The organism is Hydrogenophaga sp., from assembly GCF_011390835.1.
Taxonomy (GTDB): domain Bacteria; phylum Pseudomonadota; class Gammaproteobacteria; order Burkholderiales; family Burkholderiaceae_C; genus Hydrogenophaga.
Map to the genome: position 1 here is coordinate 167,539 of NZ_JAABRQ010000002.1, position 24,365 is coordinate 191,903.

The following is a 24,365-nucleotide window of genomic DNA, read 5'->3' on the forward strand; positions in this document are numbered from 1 at the left end:
GCGGGAGTCTAGACGATCTCGCCCAACACCTCATCCAGCGCCGCCAGCAGTTGGTCCACATCCGCCGCCGTGGTCTGGGGGCAGACCAACATCATGTTGTGGAAGGGCGTGATCATCACGCCGCGGTTGAGCAGGCCGAGGTGGATCAGGTGTTCGAGCTCGCCGTCGAGGATGGCGCCGGCCTCGCTGCCGTTGCGGGGCGGGGTAGCGGTGAACTGGAATTCGGTGCGCGCGCCGACCTGGGTCACGCACCAGGGCAGCTGGTGCTGCTCAATGAGCTTCCGGATCCCGCTGGACAGGCGCTCGGCCAGCGGTAGCATGTGGGCGTAGGCGGCGGGTGTCATCACCTCGGTGAGCGCGGCGCGCATCGCGGCCATGGCCAGCATGTTGCCGGTGAGGGTGGTGCCGATGCCGCTGTGGCCGGGGGGCGCGTCCTGCTTGGCCTGCACGGCGCGCTGGGCCAGCTCGGCGCTCATGCCGTAGACCGCGCAAGGCACGCCGCCCCCCACCGGTTTGCCCAGCACCAGCGCGTCGGGTTTCAGGCCATGGGCCTGGGTGTAGCCGCCGGGGCCGGTGCTGATGGTGTGGGTTTCGTCTGCGACCAGCAGCGCGCCGTGTTGGCGAATGAGGGCCTGCGCGGCTTTCCAGTAACCCGGCTCGGGTAGCACCATGCCGATGTTGGTCATGACCGGTTCGGCCAGCACGCAGGCCACGTCGCCCGCCGCCAGCGCAGCTTCCAGTGCCGGCAGGTCGTTGAACTCGACCACCACCGTGTGCTCCAGCAGGTTGTGCACCTGGCCCAGCAAACTGTCGCGCTGGGTAGGCTGGCCTTCGACCAGGTCCACATACACATCTTCGATCGTGCCGTGGTAGCAGCCGTTGAACACCAGCAGCTTCTTGCGGCCGGTGGCGGCGCGGATCCAGCGCACGATGTAGCGGTTGGCGTCGGTGGCGCTCATGGCGAACTGCCACAGTGGCAAGCCAAATCGCTGTGCCAGCGCCGCGCCCACGGTGGCTGCGTCGGCGGTGGCGAGCATGGTGGTGTAGCCGCGCGTGGCCTGCGCCTGCAGCGCAGCAGCCACCGGCGCCGGCGCATGGCCAAACATGGCGCCGGTGTCGCCCAGGCAGAAGTCAGTCAGCGTGTGGCCATCGACATCGGTCACCTGGGCACCCTGGGCGTGGTCCACGTGCAGGGCGAACGGCGTGCCCCAGTCGGTCATCCAGTGCAACGGCACGCCAAACAGCAGGTGTTGGCGGGCCTGGGCGGCAAGTTCGGCGGAGCGCGGGTTGCGGCGCTCATAAGCTGCGCGCTCACGGGCCAGGAAAGCCTGGGCGCGAGACCAGTCGAGGCCGAGGCGGGTGGCGTGGGAAGGCGTGGTGGTTTTCATCTGGCCTCTCTGTTTTCAGGTTTGACTGCTTGCAGTGCTTGCGGAGCGCGTGCCCCCAACCCAGGGCAGCCGTGGAACCGGCTTCGCCGGGCCTGGGGGCTGCGTCCCCCTCCGGCCGAAGGCCAGAGAAAGGGGGAGGCCGCGAAGCGGCGCAGGGGGTGACGCCTGTTCACACCAGCAGCAACAGGTGCTCGCGCTCCCAGGAACTGATGACGCGGTTGTAGGTGGCGTACTCCACTTGCTTCACGGCGAGGAAGGCGTCCACAAAGGCATGACCAAGCAACTCGCGCATGGGTTCACATTCCCGCATGCGGCGGATCGAGTCTTCCATGTGGCTGGGGAGTTCGAAGTCCACGTCCCAGGCGCTGGAACTCATGGGCTCGGTGGGCTCACGCTTCTCCATCATGCCGAGGTAGCCGCAGGCCAGCGTGGTCGCCATGGCCAGGTAGGGGTTGACGTCCACACCGGGTACGCGGTTCTCCAGCCGGCGGTTGGCGGGGTCCGACTCGGGCACGCGGATGCCACAGGTGCGGTTGTCATAGCCCCATTGCACGTTGATGGGCGCAGACATGAAGCGCGCCAGCCGGCGGTAGGAGTTCACATACGGCGCCAGGATCGGCATGGACTGCGGTATATAGCGCTGCAGGCCGCCGATGAAGTGGCGGAATGCGGGTGTGACCTCGCCGCCCGACCCGCTGAAGATGTTGTGGCCGCTGGCCCGGTCCAGGATGCTCTGGTGGATGTGCATGGCGCTGCCCGGCTCGGTCTCCATGGGCTTGGCCATGAAGGTGGCGAAGATGCCGTGTCGCAGGGCAGTCTCGCGCACGGTGCGCTTGAAGAGGAACACCCGGTCGGCCAGGTCCATCGCATCACCGTGGGTGAAGTTGATCTCCATCTGTCCGGCGCCGGCTTCGTGGATGAGCGTTTCCACGCCCAGCCGGTGCACCTCGCAGAAGCGCGAAAGCTCCAGGAAAAACGGATCAAAGTCGTTGACCGCGTCGATGGAATAGGACTGGCGGCCAGCCTCCGGCTTGCCGGTGCGCCCCAGCGGCGGCTGCAGCGGCTCGTGGGGGTTCTGATGCCGCGCCACCAGGTAGAACTCCATCTCGGGCGCCACCACTGGCTGCCAGCCCTGGGCGTCGTACAGCTTCAACACCCGACGCAACACGCTGCGCGGCGAAAGCGCCACCGGCGAGCCGTCGAACTCTTCGCAGTCGTGAATGATCACCGCCACCTGCTCGGCCGCCCAGGGCACGACGCGGGCGGTGGCGAGGTCGGGCACGCAAACCATGTCGGGATCGGTGTCGCCCACAAAGGCGGCGTTGTCCGGTTGCTGGCCGTTGACCGTGTTGAGCAGCACGCTCTTGGGCAGGCGCATGTGTCCCGAGTTCAGGAACAGGTCTTTGGGCAGGATCTTGCCGCGCGCGATGCCCGTCATGTCGGGAATGACGCACTCCACCTCGTGGATGCGGTGTTCGCTGAGAAAGGCCTGGATGCTGGTCGGTGCGGGTGTCATGGGTGTGATCAAAAGGTTTGACGGCATTATGGTCAGCGGCGGCGGGGGTCAACTATCCGCTTGCCCTTGCCTGCAAGGAGCCACCCGCCGAGCCTAGAGCTCAGTAGACAGACGAAAAAAAGCGCGGCCGAGGCCGCGCTGTGAGCAACTGGCAATTGGATCGCGTCACTCGATCTTGGCTTTTTCCCGCAACGTGCGCTGGAACTCGGTGAGCTTTTGCTGCTGCATTTGCTGAGAAATCTGGGGCTTGATGTCGTCCAGGTTGGGCAGCTGCGCTTGGCGCACGTCGTCCACGCGGATGATGTGCCAGCCAAACTGGCTCTTCACCGGCTCTTCGGTCATCTGGCCCTTGTCGAGCTTGACCATGGCTTCGGAGAACTCGGTCACGTAGCTGGCGGCGGCGGCCCAGTCAAGATCACCACCGTTGGCGCCGGACCCCGGGTCTTTGGAGGATTTCTTGGCGATGTCTTCAAACTTGGCCCCTCCTTTGATGGACTTGATGATGGCCTTGGCCTCGTCTTCTTTCTCCACCAGGATGTGGCGGGCGCGGAATTCCTTGCCACCGTTGGCCGCCACAAATTTGTCGTATTCGGCCTTGATGTCGGCGTCGGTCACCGGGTTCTTTTTCTGGTATTCCGCAAACAGGGTGCGGATCATGATGGTCTGACGCGCCAGTTCCATCTGGTTCTTGTAGTCGTCGGTGGCGCCGATGCCGCGCTTCTGCGCTTCCTGCATGAAGATCTCACGCAGGATGACCTCTTCCTTGAGCTGGGCTCGCACCTGGTCGTCCACCGGACGGCCCGAGGCGGCGACCTGCTGGGCCAGGGCCTCCACGCGGGCCAGGGGCACGGCCTTGCCGTTGACGATGGCCACGTTCTGGGCCAGGGACCAAGGGGCGGCGGCGAGCAAGGCGGTCGCGGTGAGGGCAAGCAGGGAGCGTTTCATGGAGCGTCTCGAAGTGGAAAAGGGCTTGGAGGAGGTCGGCGCAAGAAAGTGCCGCAAAGCTGGGACGGATGCTGAATCAGCGTGTCAGCTGGAGGGGGCAGGGCAGCGTCAGCGCTGGATTTCGATGGCCAGTGCGTGCAGGCCGGCATCGGTGAATTTTTGCAGCGCATCATACACAAGGCGGTGCTGAGCCACTCGGCTATGGCCAGCAAAGGCCGGGCCACCGATGCGCACCCGGAAATGGGTGCCGTAACCCAGGCCATTGGCGCCTGCGTGACCAGCGTGGTCGGCGCTCTCGTCGATCACCTCCAGCACGCTGGGCGAGAGCGTGGCGCGCAAGGCGGCTTCAATGGCTGGCGCGGTGGGGATGGCGTCTGCTGGTGCGCTCATGATTTGCTCGCCTCACCGTCGTCGTCTTTCAGGTAGCGCGAGATGTACAGGCCCTGGCCCACGATGAAGACCACCGGGAAGGCGTAACCCCAGAGCTTGAAGTTCACCCAGGCCTCGGTGGAGTAGTAGGCCGCCACGTAGGCATTGAGCGCCGCCATGAAGAGAAAGTAGATGATCCAGATCACCGTCAAGCGGGCCCACACCGCCTCGGGCAGGCTCAGCTGGCTCCCCAGCAAAATCTGCAGGAAGTTCTTCTTCCAGCCCCAGAGGGCCGCGCCCAGCACGATGGCCATGCTGGCGTACAGCACGGTAGGCTTCCACTTGATGAAACGTTCATCGTGCAGCGCCAGCGTGAGGACCCCGAAAACGATTACCAGCACCAGCGTGACCTTGTGCAGGGTCTGCAGCTTGCGGTCAATGGCGTAGATGAGGCCAGTCTGCACCACGGTGGCCGCCATCAGCACCGCGGTGGCGGTGTAGATGTCGTGCAGCTTGTACGCCCCGACAAAGAGGGCGATCGGAAAAAAGTCGATCAGGAAACGCATGGCCCGATTATCGGGCCTGCGGAGGCGGTGGCTTGCTGTGGGGTTGAGGCCGGTCAGGCGCGGAACTGTGGCACGCTGATGGAGTCCATCAGCCAGGCGCGGCCGCGCTGTTCTGTCCAACCCTCTTTTTCCCCCTCCATGACCTCTGCCGAACAACAAGCCATTCTCACCATTGCCCTGCTAGCCGCTTTCTCGGACGGCGCCAAGGCGGACATCGAACGCGAAACGATTCGCGGCATCGCCGATTCGCTCGGACGCGAGGCGGGCGGGGCCGGCCTGGCCCAGCTCTACCAGGACGTGTTGCTCAAGCGGGCCACGGTGCAGACTGCGGTCGCGGGGCTAACCGACACCGGTCAGCGACAGCTGGCTTACGAGATGGCGGTGTGCGTCTGCGACGCCGACGGCAGCCAGTCGCCCACTGAAAGCGCCTTCCTGACGGATCTGAAACAGCGACTGGGCCTGGACGCAGACGAGACCGAGCGTTTCGAGCGCGAGGAAGCCGAGCTGGTAGAGGCATCGGACCAGGCGGCTCCTGCAGCAGGCACCGTGGCGGTGGTGGCGATCGCTGGCGCTGCGGCCTCTGCGGCGGCGCCCGTGCCGGTGGCGGTTGCGGTCAACGCGCCGCCGGATGCCGAGATGGACAGGCTCATCCTCAACGCTTCACTGCTCAACGGTGCGCTGGAACTGCTGCCGCAGTCCTGGGCTTCGATGGCCATCATCCCGCTGCAGATCCGCATGGTCTACAACATCGGCAAGGCCCATGGCGTGGAGCTGGACCAGGGCCACATCCGCGAGTTCATTGCTGCGGCCGGTGTGGGTCTGACTTCCCAGTACATCGAGCAGTTTGGCCGCAAGCTGATCGGCGGCCTGCTGGGCAAGGCGGCTGGGCGCATGGTGGGCGGCATGGGCCGCGCCGCCACGGGCATGGCGTTTTCCTTTGCAACCACCTACGCCTTGGGACAGCTCGCCAAGCGTTACTACGCCGGAGGCCGGGTCATGAGCACCGCGCTGCTTCAGCAGACCTTCCAGGGCCTGCTGGCGCCGGCCAAGCAGATGCAGACTCGGTACCTGCCGCAGATTCAGCAGACCGCGTCCACCCTGGATGCGGGCAAGGTGCTGGCCATGGTGCGCGGGGGCCCCAGCGCCTGAGCTCTCAAGTCGGCAGAAAGCCCTCGACGGAGAAGTAGCGCTCGCCCGTGTCGTAATTGAAGCCCAGCACCACCGCGTTGGCAGGCAGATCAGGCAGCTTCTGGGCGATGGCAGCCAGCGTGGCACCGGAGGAAATGCCCACCAGCAGGCCTTCTTCGCGCGCGCAGCGGCGCGCCATCTCGCGCGCCGGTTCGGCATCGACCTGAATCACGCCGTCGAGCAAAGCCATGTTGAGGTTGCCTGGAATGAAGCCGGCGCCAATGCCCTGAATCGGGTGCGGCGCCGGGGCTCCACCGGAGATCACGGGTGAGGCCGTCGGCTCGACCGCAAACACCTGCAGCTTGGGCCACTTGGCCTTCAACACCTCGGCACAACCGCTCAAGTGGCCACCCGTGCCCACGCCAGTGATCATCACGTCCACGCCGTCCGGGAAATCGGCCAGGATTTCCTTCGCCGTGGTGCGCACATGGACCGCCGTGTTGGCCGGGTTGTTGAACTGCTGCGGCATCCAGGCGCCCGGCGTACTGGCGACCAGCTCTTCGGCGCGCGCAATGGCTCCCTTCATGCCTTTTTCCTTGGGCGTGAGATCAAAGCTCGCGCCGTAGGCCAACATCAGCCGGCGACGTTCGATGCTCATGCTGTCGGGCATCACCAGCACCAGCTTGTAGCCCTTGACTGCGGCCACCATGGCCAAACCAATTCCCGTGTTGCCCGAGGTGGGCTCCACGATGGTGCCGCCAGGCTTGAGTGTGCCGCTAGCCTCGGCGTCCTCTACCATGGACAGCGCTATGCGGTCCTTGATCGAGCCTCCCGGGTTGCTCCGCTCGGACTTGATCCAGACTTGCTGCGTGGCGCCCGCAAACAGTTTGCCGAGCCGGACATGTGGTGTCTGACCGATGGTTTCCAGGATGTTTTGTGCCTTCATGAGGATGCTCCAGGTGGGTTGGGTGACCTCGGCTTTGCGCAGGCAGGGTGCTCAGGGCTTGTCTGCGCGTTTGAGGTCCAGCGCAGCCGAGTTCATGCAGTAGCGCAGGCCGGTTTCGGTAGGGCCGTCTTCAAACACATGGCCCAGGTGGGCACCACACTGGCTGCACACCGTCTCCACCCGAACCATGCCGTGGCTGGTGTCGCGGATTTCGGTGATGGCGCCAGTGATGGCCTTGGAGAAGCTGGGCCAGCCGCAATGGGCGTTGAATTTGGTGTCGGCATTGAACAAATGGTTGCCACAAGAAATGCAGTGGTAGCTGCCGTCGGCCCAGATTTTTTCGTACTTGCCGGTGAACGGGCGCTCGGTGTAGGCAAGCCGGGTCACCTCGTAGGCCAGTGGCTCGGCCTTCCTGGCGGCCAGCTCAGCCCGCCATTCGGCTTCGGTTTTCTGGATGGGAAACGAACTGCTCATGGTCTTTTCTCCGAGTCTGCTTCTGCGGGGTGAACCTGCATTCTGGCAGTGGCTGGACAAGTCCGTTGGCCGTTCCCCCTGCTGGTGCGCCGGTTGAAGGGTGATACACCCTTCAGGAAAGATCCTTGCCCCATTCCCGGCGCGAGGTGCGCAGCCGGAATCGTTCGCGGTAGGCAGCAGGTGTCAGGCCAGTGGCCCGCCGGAACACCTCGCGCAGCATCACCGGGTCGCGCCAGCCGCAACGCTCGGCAATCGCCTCGGTGCTGAGGTAGGTGGTCTCCAGCAGCATACGGGCTCGGGTCACGCGCAATTCGTGCAGCATCTGCAAAGGGGTCTGTCCAAACGTCAGTCCAAAGTGCCGCAAAAGCGATCGTTCGCTGGTGGCGGCGGCTCGTGCCGTGTCTGACAGGCTGTAGGGTTCATGCAGATGATCCTCCAGCCAGCGCCGGGCCCGTTCGAGCGAGCCCAGTCCCACTCTGGAACGAGCGTCTTGCGCCACCGCACGGACCAGACCCTGCCGCTGTGGCGAGTGCAGCAGCACAGCGCGAGCCGATTCGGCGAGTGCCTTCAGGCCCCCGGTCTGCAGCAACATCAGTGAGACGTCGGTCGCCAGCAACGGCGAATCCACGGTCCAGACACGCTGATGCTGGGCGTGCGACGCGCCGGTGACGATCTGCAGGCTGGGCGCATGGCGCAGAACAGCCGGCACAAAGGGCCAGGGAATGACCGCTGGCGAGTCGTCCAGCAGGCCCGCTTCTGCCAGCAGAGCCACACCCGTGAAGAGGCCGATCACATGTCCACCGGCGGCGTGCACGGTGCGCAACCGGTCACAGGCCGCACGGTCCCTGGCGACCAGTCGGTTCAGATGGGGTCCGTTGCGCGCCTGCCATCCTGGCACCACGAGCACATCTGGCAGCCGGGGCGGGGGCAGGCGGGCACGGCCGACCTGCTCCTTGGACGACGCTTCACGGGTTTGAATGGCCGCCAGACCGCGCGTGATGCGGCCAGTCGGCGTTCTGTGTTGCAGTGCCACCCGGTCGTGGCGAAGCCCTCTGAGTCTGGCGATGGTGTTGACCATGCGAAGCAGATCAGCCAGAGCGCCAAGGGGGCCTTCCAGACCCTCGTCGCACCGCAGGATTTCCCACAGCCGCAAAGGCTGTCGCAGCGTGGCTCGGGATGAACTGGCAGGCATGACGGACATTTTTTCCGGACAGAAACAGTGCAGATGGTGCCACATCGGGCTGGCGGGATAGCCATCAAGCTTGGCGGAATATCACCTAGGACGAAAGCTCTGCGGTTTCTACACTGCGATCTCCTATTTGTTGCAGGAGACCCAGATGCCTTTCGCTCGATTCACCTCAACCCGACGCAGCCTGATGCTGGCCATGTGCGCGGGTGGCCTGTCGCAGGCGTTGACCACAGCGGCATTTGCGCAGAGCGTTTTTCCATCGACCACGGTGTCGATGATCGTCCCCTACACGGCTGGCGGCGCCAGCGACATCGGCGCTCGCATGATCACGCAGGAGATGGGTCGGTTGCTAGGTCAGCCCGTAATCGTCGACAACGCCGCAGGCGCAGGCGGTGCGCTCGGCGTGCAGAAGCTGACTCGGGCCACGCCCGACGGCCACACGGTGCTGTACGGATCGCTGAGCGAGGCGCTGCTGGTGCCGCTCATCAACCCACGCGCTTCGTACCGGGTTGAAGACCTGCTGCCGGTGGCTTTTGTGGGAGGAACGCCAGCGGTGTTTGTGACCCGACCCGATTTTCCGGCGAAATCGCTGGACGAGTTCATCGCCATGGCCAAGCGCAACCCGGGCAAGCTCAGCTACGGGTCACCGGGCATAGGCACTTTCCAGCATGTGATTGGTGAGGCATTCAAGGCCAAGGTCGGCGTGTTCATGCTGCACATTCCCTATCGCGGCGGCGCCCAGATCCTCAACGACGTGATGAGCGGGCAGATTGATGTCGGCATCACCAGTGCCGCCAACGCGGCGGGGTTTGTGCGCAGCGGCCGGCTGAAGGCGATTGGCGTGACCGCAGCACAGCGCCTGGCGGCCATTCCGGATGCGCAGTCCTTCGGGGACATTCCCGCGCTCAAGGGGCTGGAGCTTTCGACCTGGGGCGTCGTCTATGCGCCGGCCACCACGCCAGCCGCCGCGGTCAGCCGTCTCAATGCCGAGATCAACCAGGCCCTGATGCTTCCCGCCACGGTGGAGCAGCGGGCCCGTCTGGGGGTCGAACTGAAAGCGACGATGTCGCCTGAGGAGACGAAGGCATTTGTCGCCGCCGAGCTGGCGAAGTACCGGCCGCTGGTGCAAGGCATCAAGCTGGACTGATGGGCTGAAGGCACATGCCCCAACTACCGCGCATCGGCCTGGCGGGCTTCTTTCTGGAGGCCAATCGGCTGGCACCGGTAACCACCGGAGCGCACTTCGAGCAGTCCTGTGACAAGGCGGGGGCCGAGTTGCTGGCCGAATTGCGCGCTCCAGCGCCCCGGCTCCTGCCGGACAGCCAAGGGTTTGTGGCCACCATGGGCGCCAGCGGCGATTGGGAGCCGGTGGCATTGCGCATGGCGCTGGCCTACCCTGGTGGCCCAGTGGATCACGTCTGGTGGACCCGCTTTCTGGCTGATATCGAGCATCGCCTGGCCGAGGCGGGGCCACTCGATGGTGTCTTCATCAGCTCGCACGGCGCGGCCTTGACCACTGAGGAAGACGATCCAGACGGTGTGCTCTTCGAGCGCATCCGTGCCCTGGTGGGCCCCAACGTCCCGGTGGTGGCGGTGTTTGACCTGCACACCAACGTCTCGCGCCGCATGACCGATGCGCTGTCCGCCTTCGTCGCCTACCGGACCAATCCCCACGTGGATTTGCGGGAGCGGGGAGCCGAAGCGGCGGTGCTCATGCGGCGCATGCTGGTCGAGGGGCCCGGTGTCGTGGTGCTGGAGAAGCTGCCGTTTCTGCCAGCCAGCACAGACCAGCTGATTGCGCCGGGCTCGCCTTATGCCAGCCTTCTGGAGGAGGCTGCGGCTTGGGCGGACGCGCGGGTTCTGAACATTTCCCTTTGCGGTGGATTCCCGCTGGCCGATTGCGCCAAGTGTGGCTTCAGCGTGGTGGTGACCGCGTCCCGAGGTGCGCGCGACGCGGCGCAGGCGGCTGCCACGGGAATGGCGCGGCGGGTGTGGGACACCCGAAATGCATTTCTCACAGCACTCACGCCTATGGACACCGCGGTGGCGATGACGGTGGGCGCAGGCGCCGATCCGGCTGACCTGCTGTCGCGACCGCCCAGGCTGATCCTGGCCGACGTGGGCGACAACCCTGGTGGAGGCGGGGGCGGCAACACGACCGCCCTGCTCGGTGCCTTGCTCAAGGCGGGCGCGGACAAGGTCCTGGTTGGTGTCTTCACCGATCCGAGGCTGGCCGCCGAGGCGCATAAAGAAGGGGTGGGGGCCCGGTTTATGGCCCATTTCAATGCGGGGGGGCCGCCGGAGGCCTTTGCCGACCCGCTAGACCATGAGGCGCGCGTGCTGGCCCTGTCCGATGGCACCTTTGTCGGGCGAAAAGGTCTGGTTCAGGGCAGCACCCAATCCATGGGACCCAGCGCGTTGCTGTCGCTGGGTGGGGTGCAGGTGATCGTGATCAGTCAGCGTCAGCAGTTGCTGGATCCGGCACAGCTGGACATCTTCGGCATCGACCTCGCGCAGTCGACAGATTCCATTCGTACCCTCGTGGTCAAAAGCCGCGGGCATTTCCGTGCCGCCTTCAGCGACTTTGCGCCAGCCCACCGGCTGATTGAAGTCGATGGACCCGGATTGACCACCCCGGTCCTCAGCCGGCTTTCGCTGCAACGCGTGCCCAGGCCCGCATTCCCTCTGGATGCGGACGCACGATGGCCCCACGGCTGAGGCTTCAAACCTGCCGCACCCTGGGCCATCCGACGGACACATCTCCTCGCTCACGCCGACGATGCGGCAGCGGGCTGGCGCCGAACGGGGCTCAAGGGGACGGCTGCGTTGGCTGACTCGTCCGCACAGAATCCGATTTGGTGCATCATCACCGGCTGACCGCGAATGGCCGTTCGTTTTCACACAAACCAGAACAGGAGAACACCCATGCTGGGACAAATGCAAAGTCAGCCGCTGCTGATTTCGTCGCTCATCGTTCACGCCGAGCGCCACCACGCCAGTGGTGAAATCGTCTCGCGTCGCGTCGAGGGCGACATCCACCGCACCAACTGGGGCCAGGTCGCCCAACGCTCGAGGCAGGTGGCCAACGCCATCAACGGCCTGGGGCTGACGGCCGGTGACCGCTTTGCCACTCTGGCCTGGAACGGCTATCGGCACCTGGAGCTGTACTTCGGCGTGAGCGGCTCCGAGCGCGTGCTGCACACGCTCAATCCGCGCCTTCACCCCGAACAACTGGCCTGGATCATCAACCACGCAGAAGACAAGGTGGTGGCGTTTGACATGACGTTTCTGCCGCTGGTCAAAGCGGTGGCGGCCAAGTGCCCGACGGTCAAGCACTGGATTGCTCTGTGTGACGCTGACGCGCTGCCTGCCGACAGCGGTCTGCCCAGCCTGCTGAGCTATGAGGCCTGGGTGAGCGAACAGCCCACCGAATACACCTGGCCAGAGTTCGACGAAAACTCGGCCTCCAGCATGTGCTACACCAGCGGCACCACGGGCAATCCCAAGGCCGCGCTGTATTCGCACCGTTCCACCATCCTGCACGCGTTCAGTGCTGCGCTGCCCGATTCGCTGTGCCTGAGCGCGCGCGACAGCGTGCTGCCAGTGGTGCCGATGTTCCACGTCAACGCCTGGGGCCTGCCGTACTCGGCCGCGGCCACCGGTTGCAGCCTGGTGTTCCCCGGCCCGGCGATGGACGGCAAGTCGATCTACGAACTGCTGGAATCTGAAAAGGTGACCATGGCCGCCGGCGTGCCCACTGTATGGCAGATGCTGCTGGGTCACATGCAGGCCGAGGGCCTGAAGTTCAGCACGCTCAAGAGCACGGTGATTGGTGGCTCAGCCTGCCCGCCTGCCATGATCGAAGCCTTCAACAACGACTATGGGGTGGAGGTGCTGCACGCTTGGGGCATGACCGAGATGTCGCCGTTGGGCACGGTGTGCACGCTCAAGCGCGAGCAACTCGCGTTGTCTCCCGCCGAACAGATGAAGGTGCGGCTCAAGCAGGGGCGTGCGGTCTATGGCGTGGACATGAAGATCATCGACGCCGACGGCAACGAACTGCCATGGGACGGCAAGACCTACGGCGACCTGCTGGTGCGCGGGCCCTGGATCATCGCCAGCTATTTCAAAGGCGAGGGTGGCGACCCGTTGGTTTACGACAAGGCGGGGCACGGCTGGTTCCCCACCGGTGACGTGGCGGTGATCGATGCCGATGGCTTCATGCAGATCACCGACCGCAGCAAGGACGTGATCAAGTCCGGCGGCGAGTGGATCAGCTCGATCGACGTGGAGAACATCGCCATGGCCCACCCTGCCGTGGCCATGGCCGCGTGCGTGGGCATGAAGCACCCGAAGTGGGACGAGCGCCCGATCGTGGTGGTGGTGAAGAAGCCGGGCAAGGAAGTCACTCGCGAAGAGCTGCTGGCTCACTACGAAGGCCGTATCGCCAAATGGCAGATTCCAGACGATGTTGTTTTCGTCGATGCCATCCCTCTGGGCGCGACCGGCAAGATGCAGAAAATGATCTTGCGCCAGCAGCTCAAGGATTACGTGCTGCCTGGCTGACTCGCAGAGTCTCTTTCGCGATAGGCCCTAGGGGCTATCCCTGAGTGCCCGGGCCGGCCGGGCTTGTAAGCTAGTCGTCAACTTCAACCCACCGGAGACCTTCCCCATGTCATTTGCCATCAAGAGCCTGACCGCTGCCTCCCTGATCGCCTGCGCCTTCGCGGCCCATGCCCAGAGCGGCGAGACTGTTCGCATCGCGTTCATTGACCCTCTGTCCGGCCCCTTCGCCAACGTGGGGCAGAACCAGCTCAAGAGCTGGCAGTTTGCGGCTTCGACGAAAAGCGGCAAGGCCAATCCTGCAAACGTTAATTTCGAGGTGATCGGGTTCGACAACAAGGGCTCTCCACAGGAAAGCCTGAACGCACTGCGCGCAGCCATCGACCAGGGCTTTCGTTACGTCACACAGGGCAATGGATCGGGTGCCGCCGCCGCAATTTCGGATGCGGTGAGTAAGCACAACGCGCGCAACCCCGGTAAAGAGGTGGTTTTCTTGAACTATGCGGCGGTGGATCCTTCGCTCACCAACGAAAAGTGTGACTACTGGCATTTCCGCCTGGATGCGGACACCACCATGAAGATGGAGGCCCTGACCAGCTTCATGAAGGACCAGCCGAAAGTGAAGAAGGTGTTTCTGCTGAACCAGAATTATTCGCATGGTCAGCAGGTGGCGAAGTACTTCAAGGAAGGCATTGCCCGCAAGCGGCCCGACGTGCAGATCGTAGGCGAGGACCTGCACCCGATTGGACAGGTGAAGGACTTCGCGCCCTACGTGGCCAAGATCAAGCAGTCCGGTGCCGACACCATCGTCACCGGCAACTGGGGCACCGACCTCACGCTGTTTGTGAAGGCCTTGAACGATGCCGGCCTGAAGATCCCGATGTACACCTACTACGCCCAGGTCACCGGCACACCGACCGCGCTGGCGGCCGGCGGCGATGGCGAGGTTTACGTGATCGCCTACGGACACGCCAACCACACTGGCGAGGTCGGTAAGATGTCGGCCGACTTCAAGAAGCAGTTCAACGACGACTACTACACCTACGCTACCTACAACGGCGTGAACTTGCTGGGTGCGGCAATGGCCAAGGCAAAGTCCACCAACCCCGTGGCCGTGGCGGCCGCGCTTGAAGGCCTGTCCGTCAAGAGCTTTGCGGGTGAGGTGACCATGCGCAAGACCGACCATCAGCTGCAGCAATCGATGTTCGTCACCAAGTGGCAGAAAGTATCCAAAGAGTTCCCGTACAGCGTGGAGAACACCGGCTACACCTTTGCACCGGTCAAGCAGATGGAGCCCTATGTGGCCAGCACGCCCACGAGCTGCAACATGAAGCGGCCCTGATCGACCGCGCACCGCAAGTGACCACGCTCGTGGCCGCTTGCGGGCTTGATCTGCAGGCCTGCTCCTCCACCGTGCTGGCACGTGCGGTGCGGAGCGGGCCTTCTTTTTGATTCATCCCCCACTGTCAACCACTGCCGCACATGGAATTCTTCACCATATCGCTGCTCAACGGTGTGAGCTACGGACTGCTGCTGTTCATGCTCAGCTCTGGCCTCACGCTGATTTTCAGCATGATGGGCGTGCTCAATTTTGCCCACGCCAGTTTTTACATGCTCGGCGCCTACCTGGCGTACACGACAACCGCAGTGGTGGGCTACTGGCCTGCGCTGGTGATCGCGCCTTTGCTGGTCGGCTTGCTGGGCGCCCTGTTCGAGAAATACGCGCTGCGCCGGGTACACAAGTTTGGCCATGTGCCCGAGCTGCTGATCACCTTCGGTCTGAGCTATATCATCCTGGAGCTGGTGCAGCTGGTCTGGGGCACGAGCTCGGTGGATTACCGGGTGCCCGACGAGCTCAACGGCCCGCTATTCACCTTGTGGGGGACCCAGTTCCCGATCTACCGGGGTTTCATGATGGGCGTGTCATTGCTCATGCTGATCGCCATCTGGCAACTGCTCACGCGCACCCGCATCGGCCTAGTGATCCAGGCCGCGCTCACCCACCCCGAGACGGTGGAGACGCTGGGTCACAACGTGCCACGGGTGTTCATGCTCGTGTTTGGCGGAGGAGCCGCGCTGGCGGGGCTAGCGGGGGTGATCGGTGGCAACGCGTTTGTAACCGAGCCTGGCATGGCAGCCACGGTGGGCTCCATCATCTTTGTCGTGGTGGTCGTGGGTGGCATGGGGTCGCTGGCCGGTGCATTCCTCGCCTCGTTGTTGATCGGCGTGATCCAGACCTTTGCTGTTGCGATCGACGTCTCGCTCATGAGCTTTTTGGCGTTTTTCAACGTTATGGTGACGGACCAGACATTTGGCTATGCGCTTTGGAAACTCAAGGTGAGTCAGGTCGCCCCCATCCTGCCCTATCTGTTTCTAGTGCTGATCCTCATCTTCCGGCCCCGCGGGCTGCTCGGCACACGCGAAGGCTGATTCCATGAACACCTCTACCCTCGCCAAGACCTCCAAGCACGCAGCCCACCGGACATACGTGGAATTCCGCCCCATCAACCTGGGTCGCTGGATCATCTGGGGGTTGTTTGCGCTGCTGATCCTCGTCGCCCCCATGATCTGGACCAGCAGCCTCTCGCACACCATGTTGTCGCAGATGGGGATCGCCATCATCGTCTGCCTAAGCTACAACATCCTGCTAGGACAGGGCGGAATGCTGAGCTTCGGCCACGCCGCGTACTCGGGCATGGGCTCGTTCCTCGCGATCCACACCCTCAACCGCGTGACCGACGGCCAGTTCCAGCTGCCCGTCAGCCTGATCCCGATCGTGGGCGGCTTGGCCGCTGCACTGTTTGCCGTGTTGTTGGGCTGGGTCACCACCAAAAAATCGTCGACCACCTTTGCCATGATCACGCTGGGCATTGGGGAGCTGGTATGGGCGATGTCGCTGATGTTCCCTGGATTTTTTGGTGGAGAGGGGGGTATTTCGGGCAACCGGGTCACGGGCCCCAGCCCTATGGGGATCACCTTTGGGCCGCAGATTCAGCTTTACTACCTGATCGGCATCTACACCTTCATCTGCACCGCGCTGATGTTCGCCTTCACCCGCACGCCTCTGGGGCGCATGCTCAACGCGGTGCGCGACAACCCGGAGCGCGTCGAGTTTGTCGGCTACGACACGCAGATGGTGCGATACCTGGCGTTCATCGTCGCAGCGTTCTTTGCGGGCATCTCGGGCGGGCTTGCAACGCTCAATTTTGAAATCGTGACATCGGAAGTCGTGGGGGCCTACCGCTCTGGCGCCTACCTGCTGTTCACCTTCCTGGGCGGTGCCACCTTCTTTTTCGGTCCCATCATCGGTGGCATTCTGATGGTGCTGGCGTTTGTGCTGCTATCCGAGTTCACCAAGGCCTGGTTGCTCTATCTGGGCCTGATCTTCACCTTCATGGTGATGTACGCGCCGGGGGGGTTTGCCAGCCTGATCATGATGAATGTCCGGGTGGCGGCGTTTGGCATGTTGCGCCGGATCTGGGCCAGCTACCTCGCGCTAGGCCTGCTGGCACTCGTGATCTTCGGCGGCGCAGGCGCCATGATTGAAATGGTCTACCACCTGCAGCTCAACGCAGCCATGGGCGACGAGCTGACGTTCTTCGGCGTCAGCCTCAACGCGCGCAGCGTCAACAGCTGGTTTGGCTCGGCCTTTGTGGCGCTGACCGGCCTGGCCTTGTTTGAGCTGGCGCGGCGCCAGTTTAAGCGCGAATGGAATGCGATCCAGACCGAGATTGAACAGGAAATCAAGCGGCGGGAGACCTTGTGAGCAACACCACCCCACACGAGCAATCTATGAGCCATGTGGCCGCTGGCGGCTTCGCGTTGGAACTCAAGAACCTGCGCAAGAGCTTTGGCAAGACTGAGATCATCCGCGGGGTCGATCTTGCGGTGCGCCCCGGCGAGCGGGTCGCCATCATTGGGCCAAACGGCGCCGGCAAATCTACCCTATTCAACCTGATCTCGGGCCGTTTTTCGCCCACCAGTGGCGATGTGATGCTGGCGGGAACGCGCATCAACGGAAAAAAGCCTTACGAGATCAATCGCATGGGCCTCTCGCGAAGCTTTCAGATCACCAATATCTTTCCTAAGCTGTCGGTGTTCGAGAACCTGCGTTGTGGCGTGCTCTGGAGCCTGGGCTACAAGTACACGCTGTTCCGTTTCCTGGCCGATCTGGATGACGCCAACGAGCGGGCCGATGAGCTGATGCACATGATCCGACTGGATAAAAAACGCGACGTGCTGGCCATGAATCTCACCTATGCCGAGCAGCGCGCGCTGGAGATCGGTATCACGATTGCGGGTGGCGCAGGCGTGATCCTGCTGGACGAGCCCACCGCCGGCATGAGCAAGAGCGAGACCAGTCGGTTTATCGATCTCATCCGCGAGGTCACGGTGGGCAAGACTCTGCTGACGGTGGAACACGACATGGGCGTGGTGTTTGGTCTGGCCGACAAGATTGCCGTGCTGGTGTATGGCGAGGTGCTGGCCTTTGACACGCCAGACGAGGTGCGCGCCAACGCGCGGGTGCAGGAGGCCTATCTGGGCTCGCCGGAAGAACAGGCCGCGGGCCACTGAGGAGCAGCACCATGTTGAAAATCGAGAACCTGCATGCCTTCTACGGCAAGAGCCACATCCTGCACGGTGTGTCCTTGGAAGTGGGCAAGGGTGAAATCGTGGCGCTGCTGGGGCGCAATGGTTCCGGCCGTTCCACGACCGCCAAGGCCATCATGGGACTGGTGGAGGCGACCGGTCGCGTTGAGTGGCGTGGCCAGGACATCATGGGGAAGAAGTCGTTCGAGATCGCCCACCTGGGCATTGGCCATGTGCCCGAGAACCGCGACATCTTTCCCCGGCTGACGGTGCATCAAAACCTGCTACTGGGCCAGAAGGGCAATGGCAAAGGCTCACGCTGGGGCTTCGATGACATGTACACCATGTTTCCGCGCCTCAAGGAGCGCCAGCACAATGAAGCTGGCGTGCTCTCGGGTGGCGAACAGCAGATGCTGACGCTGTGCCGCACCCTGATGGGCGACCCCGACCTGATCATCATCGACGAACCCACCGAAGGTCTGGCGCCCAAGATCGTGGAGCTTGTTGGGCAGTACCTGCATAACTTGAAATCGCGAGGTATTTCGGTGTTGCTGATCGAGCAGAAGCTCACCATTGCCATGAGCATCTCCGATCGGGCCCTGGTCATGGGCCACGGCAGCATCGTCTTCAAGGGCACGCCCGACAGCTTGCGGGCGGACCCGCGCATCCGAAAGGAATGGCTGGAGGTTTGATCACCCCCCGCGCCGCCTACGGTGTCACCCTCCAGGGAGCAATGCCTATGGCCCGGCAAAGCCGGTTCCACGGCATTCCTGAGTTGAGCGTCCCCTCCAGCGCGAGATGTCTACAACCCAGGGCTCCGTGGAACCGGCTTTGCCGGGCCGCCAGTGCCGTCCCTGGGGGGTAGCGCGAAGCGGCGCGGGGGAGCCTTGACTCACTCGCGACAAGTGGCCCTTGCCGCACCGCACAATCTCTCTAGAATCGAACGACCGTTCTTTTTTTCGGATTTATCCCCGTTACCGTTTTTCCCTTTCACCGCATCCAACAGAGGAGATCCCATGACCGCTGAGTACCAGGTCCACGGCGATGTTGCCGTCATCACGCTGAACAACCCACCGGTCAATGGCCTGGGGATGTCCACCCGGCAAGGCATTGCCGCAGGTCTCGAAAAGGCGGAGAGCGATGCGAAAGTGAAAGCGATCGTGATCACCGGCGCGGGCAAGGCGTTTTCAGGCGGTGCCGATATCCGCGAGTTTGGCAAACCCGAAGCACTGGCCGAGCCCAATCTGCTGAGCGTGATTCTGGCGTTGGAAAATACATCCAAGCCGGTGGTCGCAGCCATCCACAGCGTGTGCATGGGTGGCGGCCTCGAGTTGGCCCTGGGTTGCCACTACCGCATCGTGTCGCCCGGTTGCAGCGTGGCGCTGCCCGAAGTGAAGCTGGGCCTGATCCCCGGCGCTGGCGGCACGCAGCGCCTGCCGCGTGTGCTGGGTGTGGAGGCCGCGCTCAACATGATCGTCTCAGGCGAGCCGGTCAAGAGCGAGCTGCTTGCCAGCGTGCCCGGCCAGAAGCTGTTTGACAAGCTGGCCAAGTCGCCTGAGTCGCTGGCCGAAGAAGCCCTGGCCTTCGCCAGAGAGGTCGCCGCCAAACACGCCGATGGCTCGGCCCTGCCGCTGGTGCGCAACCTGCCGTGCAAGCACCCGAAAGGCGACGCCTACTTCCAGTTCGCGCGCAACATGGTCAAGGGCATGGCCAAGAATTTCCCAGCGCCTGCCAAGTGCGTGGACGCGGTGCAAGCCGCCACCAAGCAGAAGTTCGATGCCGGCATGGCGACCGAGCGCGAGATCTTCATCAACCTGATGTGGACGCCCGAGTGCCGCGCGCTGCGCCACCTGTTCATGGCCGAGCGCGCCGCGTCCAAGATTCCTGACGTGCCAGCCGACACGCCTCAGCGCGACATCAAGGCTGTGGCCGTGATTGGTGCCGGCACCATGGGCGGTGGTATCGCCATGAACTTCCTCAACGCAGGTGTGCCGGTGAAGATCCTGGAAATGAAGCAGGAGGCGCTGGACAAGGGCCTGGGCATCATCAAGAAGAACTACGAAGCCCAGGTCAAGAAGGGCAAGCTCAAGCAGGACAAGTACGACCAGCGCATGGCCTTGCTGAGCACCACGCTGAGCTACGACGACTTGAAAGACGCCGATCTGGTGATCGAAGCGGTGTTTGAAGAGATCGGTGTCAAGGAAGCCGTGTTCAAGGAACTCGACCGGGTGATGAAGCCTGGTGCCATCCTGGCATCCAACACGTCGACCCTGGACGTCAACAAGATCGCATCCTTCACCAAGCGCCCACAGGACGTGGTGGGTCTGCACTTCTTCAGCCCGGCCAACGTGATGAAGCTGCTCGAAGTGGTGCGCGGCGAAAAGACGGCCAAAGACGTGATGGCCACCGTGATGACCGCGGCCAAGAAGATCCGCAAAACCGCCGTGGTGTCTGGTGTGTGCGACGGCTTCATCGGCAACCGCATGATCGAGCAGTACGGCCGCCAGGGCGGTTTCCTGCTCGACGAAGGCTGCACACCACAGCAGGTCGACAAGGCGATGGAGAAGTTCGGCATGGCCATGGGCCCGTTCCGCATGGGTGACCTGGCCGGCAACGACATCGGCTGGGCGATTCGCAAGCGCCGCTACCAGGAAAAGCCGGACATGAAGTACAGCAAGACAGCCGACCTGCTCTGCGAAAAGGGCCGTTTCGGTCAGAAGACCGGCGCCGGCTGGTACGACTACGTGCCGGGCAAGCGCGACGCGATCCCGAATGCCGAGGTCGAGCAGATGATTGCCGACCACCGCAAGGCCATCGGCATCACGCCACGCAAGATTTCCGACGAAGAAATCGTGCAGCGCCTGGTGTTCTCGCTGGTGAATGAAGCCGCGCACATTCTGGAAGAGGGCATTGCCAACAAGGCCAGCGACATCGACGTGGTCTACATCTTCGGCTACGGTTTCCCGGTGCACCGCGGCGGGCCGCTGCGCTATGCCGATGAGGTGGGGCTGTTCAACGTGGTGCAAGCCATGAAGCGTTTCGCCAAGAACCCACTGGACGACGCGAAGTTCTGGGAGCCCGCGCCCTTGCTCGCGCGACTGGTCGCTGAAGGTAAAACGTTCAACGGATGAGCTGAACCCAGCACCCCTTTGCTCATCAAGCTCAACTCATCTGGAGAATTTTCATGACCAACGCCGTCATCGTTTCCACTGCCCGCACGCCCCTGGCCAAGAGCTGGAAGGGCGCCTTCAACATGACCCATGGCGCCACGCTCGGCGGCCACGCTGTGCAGCACGCCGTGGCGCGCGCGGGCATCGACGCCGCTGAAGTGGAAGACGTCATCATGGGCTGCGCCAACCCCGAAGGGGCCACCGGGGCCAACATCGCGCGCCAGATTGCGCTGCGCGCCGGATTGCCCATCACGGTTTCGGGTATGACCGTGAACCGTTTCTGCTCGTCCGGCCTGCAGACCATCGCCCTGGCCGCCCAGCGCATCATTGCCGGTGAAGGCAGTGTGTATGTAGCGGGTGGCGTGGAGAGCATTTCCTGCGTGCAGCAAGAGATGAATACCCACATGCTGGCCGACCCGTGGCTGGCGAAGAACAAACCCGAAATCTACTGGAACATGCTGCAGACGGCCGAGCAAGTGGCCAAGCGCTACAACATCGGCCGAGACGCCATGGATGAGTACGGCGCAGCCAGCCAGCAACGCGCCACCGCCGCGCTGGAAAAAGGCCTCTTCAAAGATGAGATCGCCCCCATCACCGTGACAGCTGGCATTGCGGACAAGACGCTGGGCCTGATCACCAAAGAGGTGACCGTTGAGAACGACGAGGGCATCCGCGCCGGCACCACCTTTGATGGCATCCACGGCCTGCGTTCGGCGCTGCCTGGCGGCTTGGTGTCAGCCGGCAACGCCAGCCAGTTCTCCGACGGTGCCGGAGCCTGCGTGCTGATGGACGAAACCCTGGCCGAGAAGCGAGGCATGAAACCGTTGGGCCGGTTCCTCGGTTTTGCCGTGGCCGGCTGCGAGCCGGATGAGATGGGCATTGGCCCGGTCTTCGCCGTGCCCAAAGTGCTGGCCCGCCTGGGGCTGAAGGTGAGTGACATTGACCTGTGGGAACTCAACGAAGCGTTTGCCGTACAGGTGATCTACTGCCGCGACAAGCTGGGCATCCCGGCAGACAAACTCAACGTCAACGGCGGAGCCATCGCGGTGGGGCACCCCTATGGCGTCTCCGGCCAGCGGCTGACCGGTCACGCACTGATCGAAGGCAAGCGCCGCGGCGCCAAGCGGGTGTGCGTGACGATGTGCATCGGCGGCGGCATGGGCGCGGCGGGCGTATTCGAAGTGCTGTAAACAGCACCCCCCGCGCCGCTTCGCGTCACCCCCTAGAGGGGGGGGGCGTCAGCAGTGGCCTGGCAAAGCCAGTTCCGCGCTGACCTTGGGCGCTGACTTCCATTGATGACGCTTTCATGGAGTTTTGATGAGCCTTCGCCCGACCCTCGATTTCCTGCTCAACGATTGGCTGGCCGTTGAAAGCCTCAACCAGCGTGAGCGTTTCTCTGACCATTCGCGCGAAACGTTTGATGCGGTGCTCGACACCTGCGAACGCATCGCGCGCGAGAAGTACGCGCCGTTCAACCGCCTGGTTGATACGCAGGAACCGCACTTCGATGGAGACAAGGTGATCCTGCCACGGGCCACTCACGACGCCCAGAAGGCCTATGCCGAGAGCGGAATGCTGAGCGCTGCGCAGGATGCAGAGATCGGCGGCATGCAGCTGCCGTATACGGTGGAGGCGGCGGCCAACAGCTTTTTTGCCATGGCATCGGTCAGCATCGGCTCGGGCATGCTGACCACCGGGAACGCCAACCTGCTGATGAAGCATGGCACCGAAGTGCAGAAGCAGGTGTTTGCGCTCAACGAGTTTTCCGGCCGCTGGTCGGGCACCATGTGCTTGTCCGAGCCCCAGGCTGGCTCCTCATTGAGCGACGTGGTCACCCGCGCCGTGCCTGACGGTGCAGATTTCGCCGACGATCCGCTGGGTTCGCGATATCGCCTCAAGGGCAACAAGATGTGGATCTCGGCCGGCGAGCACGAGCTGACCGAGAACATTGTCCACTTGGTGCTGGCCAAGATCCCGGACGAAAGCGGCAAGCTGGTGCCTGGCACGCGCGGCATCTCGCTCTTCATCGTGCCCAAGCACATGGTCAATGCACACGGTGAACTGACCGGCGAGCGCAACGACGTGGCGCTCGCCGGACTGAACCACAAGTGCGGCTGGCGCGGCACCACCAATACTTTGCTCAATTTCGGCGAGGGCAAGTACCCGGTCGGCGGCGCAGCCGGCGCAGTGGGTTATCTGGTGGGTCAGCCCGGCAAAGGCCTAGCGTGTATGTTCCACATGATGAACGAGGCGCGCATCGGCGTCGGCCTGGCCGCCACCATGCTGGGCATGGCGGGTTACCACGCGTCTTTGGCCTATGCCAAGGGCCGACCCCAAGGGCGACCCATGGGCCCCGCCGGCAAAGACCCGGCACAGTCCCAGATCCGGATCATCGAACACGCCGACGTCAAGCGCATGCTGCTGGCGCAGAAGTCGTATTGCGAAGGCGCGCTGGCTCTGGAGCTTTACTGCGCCCGTCTGGTCGACGAGCAGCACACGGGCGACGCGCAGTCCGCGGACGACGCCCGCCTGCTGCTCGAAGTGCTCACCCCCATCGCCAAGAGCTGGCCCAGCGAATGGTGTCTGGAGGCTAACAGCCTGGCCATCCAGGTGCACGGCGGGTACGGCTACACGCGCGATTTCCCGGTCGAACAGTACTGGCGCGACAACCGCCTGAACATGATTCACGAAGGCACACACGGCATCCAGGCCATGGACCTGCTGGGTCGCAAGGTGTTGATGGAAGAGGGCAAGGGCCTGCAGCTGCTGGCCGCACGCATGCAAGCCACCATGGCGCGGGCCGGCCAGGTGCCCGAGCTGGCGGATCACGCCAGGTCACTGGGACAAGCCCTCGCCGATGTGGGTGCCGCCACCAAGGCAGCCTGGGCCACTGGCAACCCTACCGACGCCCTGGCTAATGCTGTTCCCTACCTGCAGGCTTTTGGCCATGCGGTGCTGGCCTGGATCTGGCTGGACGTGGCGCTCACTGCCCACGCCGCACCCGAAGCACCAGCGCGCACCGGGCGGCTCGGTGCGATGCGCTTCTTCTTCCACTATGAACTGCCCAAGATCGGCGCGTGGCTGCAGGTGGTGAGCCAGCGCGACGCCACCTGCGCCGGATTGCCCGAGGAAGCGTTCTGATGCTGCACCACATCGTGATGTGGAAGCTCAAGGACCACGCCGGAGGCGCCGACAAGGCGAGCAATGCGGCCAAGGCCAAGGCTTTGCTCGATGCGTGCGCAAACCTCACCCCCGGTATGCTGGGATTCGAAGTGGCGATGGCCCAGCCCGGCATGGAGTGCACCTATGACCTCATCCTCAACAGCCGCTTCACCGACGCTCAGGCGCTGGATGCCTACCAGAACCACCCGCAGCACCTCGCCCTGAAGCCCTTCATCGGCTCCATCCGGCTGGAGCGTCAGTGCATGGACTATGAGTCCTGAGTGACAGCTGCTGCCCACTGACGCCGCTATCGTCTTTGGCAGGCCCTCAATCTGAAACCGATCCCAACAGGAGACACC

General features: G+C 63.6%; 21 protein-coding genes. 13 read left to right on the forward strand and 8 right to left on the reverse strand.

Annotation, left to right across the window (positions count from 1 at the left end; genetic code table 11):
• Nucleotides 1-8 precede the first annotated feature (8 nt).
• The 5 genes from GPT34_RS02725 to GPT34_RS02745 all read right to left on the reverse strand — a co-directional run bounded on the left by GPT34_RS02725 (nucleotide 9) and on the right by GPT34_RS02745 (nucleotide 4,784).
• Nucleotides 9-1,388 (reverse strand): aspartate aminotransferase family protein, encoded by a 1,380-nt coding sequence (locus GPT34_RS02725; RefSeq protein WP_291009432.1) that lies wholly within the window; start codon nucleotides 1,386-1,388, stop codon nucleotides 9-11.
• A gap of 169 nt (nucleotides 1,389-1,557) precedes the next feature.
• Nucleotides 1,558-2,904 (reverse strand): glutamine synthetase family protein, encoded by a 1,347-nt coding sequence (locus tag GPT34_RS02730; protein WP_291009434.1) that lies wholly within the window; start codon nucleotides 2,902-2,904, stop codon nucleotides 1,558-1,560.
• Nucleotides 2,905-3,069: 165 nt separating this feature from the next.
• On the reverse strand, nucleotides 3,070-3,849 hold the full coding sequence (locus GPT34_RS02735) for a peptidylprolyl isomerase (RefSeq protein ID WP_291009436.1): 780 nt from the start codon (nucleotides 3,847-3,849) through the stop codon (nucleotides 3,070-3,072).
• Nucleotides 3,850-3,957: 108 nt separating this feature from the next.
• On the reverse strand, nucleotides 3,958-4,239 hold the full coding sequence (locus GPT34_RS02740; protein WP_291009438.1) for a BolA family protein: 282 nt from the start codon (nucleotides 4,237-4,239) through the stop codon (nucleotides 3,958-3,960).
• Nucleotides 4,236-4,784, reverse strand: a complete 549-nt coding sequence (locus tag GPT34_RS02745) for a septation protein A (protein ID WP_291009440.1) — start codon at nucleotides 4,782-4,784, stop codon at nucleotides 4,236-4,238. Before GPT34_RS02745 ends, GPT34_RS02740 begins: the two co-directional genes overlap by 4 nt.
• 78 nt (nucleotides 4,785-4,862) lie before the next feature.
• Here GPT34_RS02745 and GPT34_RS02750 point away from each other — a divergent pair, with 78 nt between their 5' ends.
• The gene (locus tag GPT34_RS02750; RefSeq protein ID WP_291009442.1) at nucleotides 4,863-5,933 is read left to right on the forward strand and encodes a DUF533 domain-containing protein; all 1,071 of its coding nucleotides are present in this window, start codon (nucleotides 4,863-4,865) and stop codon (nucleotides 5,931-5,933) included.
• A 4-nt stretch (nucleotides 5,934-5,937) separates the two neighbouring features.
• Here the strand turns inward: GPT34_RS02750 and cysK are convergent, their stop codons facing one another.
• The 3 genes from cysK to GPT34_RS02765 form a co-directional block, all read right to left on the reverse strand.
• Nucleotides 5,938-6,858, reverse strand: coding sequence for a cysteine synthase A (gene cysK / locus GPT34_RS02755; RefSeq protein WP_291009444.1), 921 nt, complete (start codon nucleotides 6,856-6,858; stop codon nucleotides 5,938-5,940).
• Nucleotides 6,859-6,909: 51 nt separating this feature from the next.
• On the reverse strand, nucleotides 6,910-7,332 hold the full coding sequence (gene msrB, locus GPT34_RS02760; protein ID WP_291009447.1) for a peptide-methionine (R)-S-oxide reductase MsrB: 423 nt from the start codon (nucleotides 7,330-7,332) through the stop codon (nucleotides 6,910-6,912).
• A 112-nt stretch (nucleotides 7,333-7,444) separates the two neighbouring features.
• Nucleotides 7,445-8,524 carry a helix-turn-helix domain-containing protein gene (locus GPT34_RS02765; protein WP_291009449.1) on the reverse strand — a complete coding sequence of 360 codons (1,080 nt, stop codon included), beginning with the start codon at nucleotides 8,522-8,524 and terminating at the stop codon, nucleotides 7,445-7,447.
• A 145-nt stretch (nucleotides 8,525-8,669) separates the two neighbouring features.
• Here GPT34_RS02765 and GPT34_RS02770 point away from each other — a divergent pair, with 145 nt between their 5' ends.
• From GPT34_RS02770 to GPT34_RS02825, 12 genes are all read left to right on the forward strand, one after another.
• Entirely contained in the window at nucleotides 8,670-9,668 is a 999-nt protein-coding gene (locus GPT34_RS02770; protein ID WP_291009451.1) for a tripartite tricarboxylate transporter substrate-binding protein, read from the forward strand.
• A gap of 14 nt (nucleotides 9,669-9,682) precedes the next feature.
• The gene (locus GPT34_RS02775; RefSeq protein ID WP_291009453.1) at nucleotides 9,683-11,239 is read left to right on the forward strand and encodes a M81 family metallopeptidase; all 1,557 of its coding nucleotides are present in this window, start codon (nucleotides 9,683-9,685) and stop codon (nucleotides 11,237-11,239) included.
• A 207-nt stretch (nucleotides 11,240-11,446) separates the two neighbouring features.
• Entirely contained in the window at nucleotides 11,447-13,087 is a 1,641-nt protein-coding gene (locus tag GPT34_RS02780; RefSeq protein ID WP_291009455.1) for a 3-(methylthio)propionyl-CoA ligase, read from the forward strand.
• A 106-nt stretch (nucleotides 13,088-13,193) separates the two neighbouring features.
• The gene (locus tag GPT34_RS02785) at nucleotides 13,194-14,426 is read left to right on the forward strand and encodes a branched-chain amino acid ABC transporter substrate-binding protein (RefSeq protein ID WP_291009456.1); all 1,233 of its coding nucleotides are present in this window, start codon (nucleotides 13,194-13,196) and stop codon (nucleotides 14,424-14,426) included.
• 140 nt (nucleotides 14,427-14,566) lie between these two features.
• Complete coding sequence (locus GPT34_RS02790; protein ID WP_291009458.1) at nucleotides 14,567-15,514, forward strand: branched-chain amino acid ABC transporter permease; 948 nt, start codon at nucleotides 14,567-14,569, stop codon at nucleotides 15,512-15,514.
• A gap of 4 nt (nucleotides 15,515-15,518) precedes the next feature.
• The gene (locus GPT34_RS02795; protein ID WP_291009460.1) at nucleotides 15,519-16,850 is read left to right on the forward strand and encodes a branched-chain amino acid ABC transporter permease; all 1,332 of its coding nucleotides are present in this window, start codon (nucleotides 15,519-15,521) and stop codon (nucleotides 16,848-16,850) included.
• A gap of 26 nt (nucleotides 16,851-16,876) precedes the next feature.
• Nucleotides 16,877-17,659, forward strand: a complete 783-nt coding sequence (locus GPT34_RS02800; protein ID WP_291009532.1) for an ABC transporter ATP-binding protein — start codon at nucleotides 16,877-16,879, stop codon at nucleotides 17,657-17,659.
• Nucleotides 17,660-17,670: 11 nt separating this feature from the next.
• A complete protein-coding gene (locus GPT34_RS02805; RefSeq protein ID WP_291009462.1) occupies nucleotides 17,671-18,366 on the forward strand; it encodes an ABC transporter ATP-binding protein in 696 nt (231 codons plus the stop codon).
• 324 nt (nucleotides 18,367-18,690) lie between these two features.
• On the forward strand, nucleotides 18,691-20,805 hold the full coding sequence (locus GPT34_RS02810; RefSeq protein WP_291009464.1) for a 3-hydroxyacyl-CoA dehydrogenase NAD-binding domain-containing protein: 2,115 nt from the start codon (nucleotides 18,691-18,693) through the stop codon (nucleotides 20,803-20,805).
• Nucleotides 20,806-20,858: 53 nt separating this feature from the next.
• Complete coding sequence (locus tag GPT34_RS02815) at nucleotides 20,859-22,034, forward strand: acetyl-CoA C-acyltransferase (protein WP_291009466.1); 1,176 nt, start codon at nucleotides 20,859-20,861, stop codon at nucleotides 22,032-22,034.
• A 127-nt stretch (nucleotides 22,035-22,161) separates the two neighbouring features.
• Nucleotides 22,162-23,985, forward strand: a complete 1,824-nt coding sequence (locus GPT34_RS02820) for an acyl-CoA dehydrogenase (protein ID WP_291009468.1) — start codon at nucleotides 22,162-22,164, stop codon at nucleotides 23,983-23,985.
• A complete protein-coding gene (locus GPT34_RS02825; RefSeq protein ID WP_291009470.1) occupies nucleotides 23,985-24,287 on the forward strand; it encodes a Dabb family protein in 303 nt (100 codons plus the stop codon). Before GPT34_RS02820 ends, GPT34_RS02825 begins: the two co-directional genes overlap by 1 nt.
• Nucleotides 24,288-24,365: the final 78 nt, after the last annotated feature.

Excerpts from the sequence above, each read along its gene's own strand:
- GPT34_RS02725 (WP_291009432.1), bottom strand. The coding sequence starts at position 1,388 with ATGAAAACCACCACGCCTTCCCACGCCACCCGCCTCGGCCTCGACTGG.
- GPT34_RS02730 (WP_291009434.1), bottom strand. The coding sequence starts at position 2,904 with ATGACACCCGCACCGACCAGCATCCAGGCCTTTCTCAGCGAACACCGC.
- GPT34_RS02735 (WP_291009436.1), bottom strand. The coding sequence starts at position 3,849 with ATGAAACGCTCCCTGCTTGCCCTCACCGCGACCGCCTTGCTCGCCGCC.
- GPT34_RS02740 (WP_291009438.1), bottom strand. The coding sequence starts at position 4,239 with ATGAGCGCACCAGCAGACGCCATCCCCACCGCGCCAGCCATTGAAGCC.
- GPT34_RS02745 (WP_291009440.1), bottom strand. The coding sequence starts at position 4,784 with ATGCGTTTCCTGATCGACTTTTTTCCGATCGCCCTCTTTGTCGGGGCG.
- GPT34_RS02750 (WP_291009442.1), top strand. The coding sequence starts at position 4,863 with ATGGAGTCCATCAGCCAGGCGCGGCCGCGCTGTTCTGTCCAACCCTCT.
- cysK (WP_291009444.1), bottom strand. The coding sequence starts at position 6,858 with ATGAAGGCACAAAACATCCTGGAAACCATCGGTCAGACACCACATGTC.
- msrB (WP_291009447.1), bottom strand. The coding sequence starts at position 7,332 with ATGAGCAGTTCGTTTCCCATCCAGAAAACCGAAGCCGAATGGCGGGCT.
- GPT34_RS02765 (WP_291009449.1), bottom strand. The coding sequence starts at position 8,524 with ATGCCTGCCAGTTCATCCCGAGCCACGCTGCGACAGCCTTTGCGGCTG.
- GPT34_RS02770 (WP_291009451.1), top strand. The coding sequence starts at position 8,670 with ATGCCTTTCGCTCGATTCACCTCAACCCGACGCAGCCTGATGCTGGCC.
- GPT34_RS02775 (WP_291009453.1), top strand. The coding sequence starts at position 9,683 with ATGCCCCAACTACCGCGCATCGGCCTGGCGGGCTTCTTTCTGGAGGCC.
- GPT34_RS02780 (WP_291009455.1), top strand. The coding sequence starts at position 11,447 with ATGCTGGGACAAATGCAAAGTCAGCCGCTGCTGATTTCGTCGCTCATC.
- GPT34_RS02785 (WP_291009456.1), top strand. The coding sequence starts at position 13,194 with ATGTCATTTGCCATCAAGAGCCTGACCGCTGCCTCCCTGATCGCCTGC.
- GPT34_RS02790 (WP_291009458.1), top strand. The coding sequence starts at position 14,567 with ATGGAATTCTTCACCATATCGCTGCTCAACGGTGTGAGCTACGGACTG.
- GPT34_RS02795 (WP_291009460.1), top strand. The coding sequence starts at position 15,519 with ATGAACACCTCTACCCTCGCCAAGACCTCCAAGCACGCAGCCCACCGG.
- GPT34_RS02800 (WP_291009532.1), top strand. The coding sequence starts at position 16,877 with ATGAGCCATGTGGCCGCTGGCGGCTTCGCGTTGGAACTCAAGAACCTG.
- GPT34_RS02805 (WP_291009462.1), top strand. The coding sequence starts at position 17,671 with ATGTTGAAAATCGAGAACCTGCATGCCTTCTACGGCAAGAGCCACATC.
- GPT34_RS02810 (WP_291009464.1), top strand. The coding sequence starts at position 18,691 with ATGACCGCTGAGTACCAGGTCCACGGCGATGTTGCCGTCATCACGCTG.
- GPT34_RS02815 (WP_291009466.1), top strand. The coding sequence starts at position 20,859 with ATGACCAACGCCGTCATCGTTTCCACTGCCCGCACGCCCCTGGCCAAG.
- GPT34_RS02820 (WP_291009468.1), top strand. The coding sequence starts at position 22,162 with ATGAGCCTTCGCCCGACCCTCGATTTCCTGCTCAACGATTGGCTGGCC.
- GPT34_RS02825 (WP_291009470.1), top strand. The coding sequence starts at position 23,985 with ATGCTGCACCACATCGTGATGTGGAAGCTCAAGGACCACGCCGGAGGC.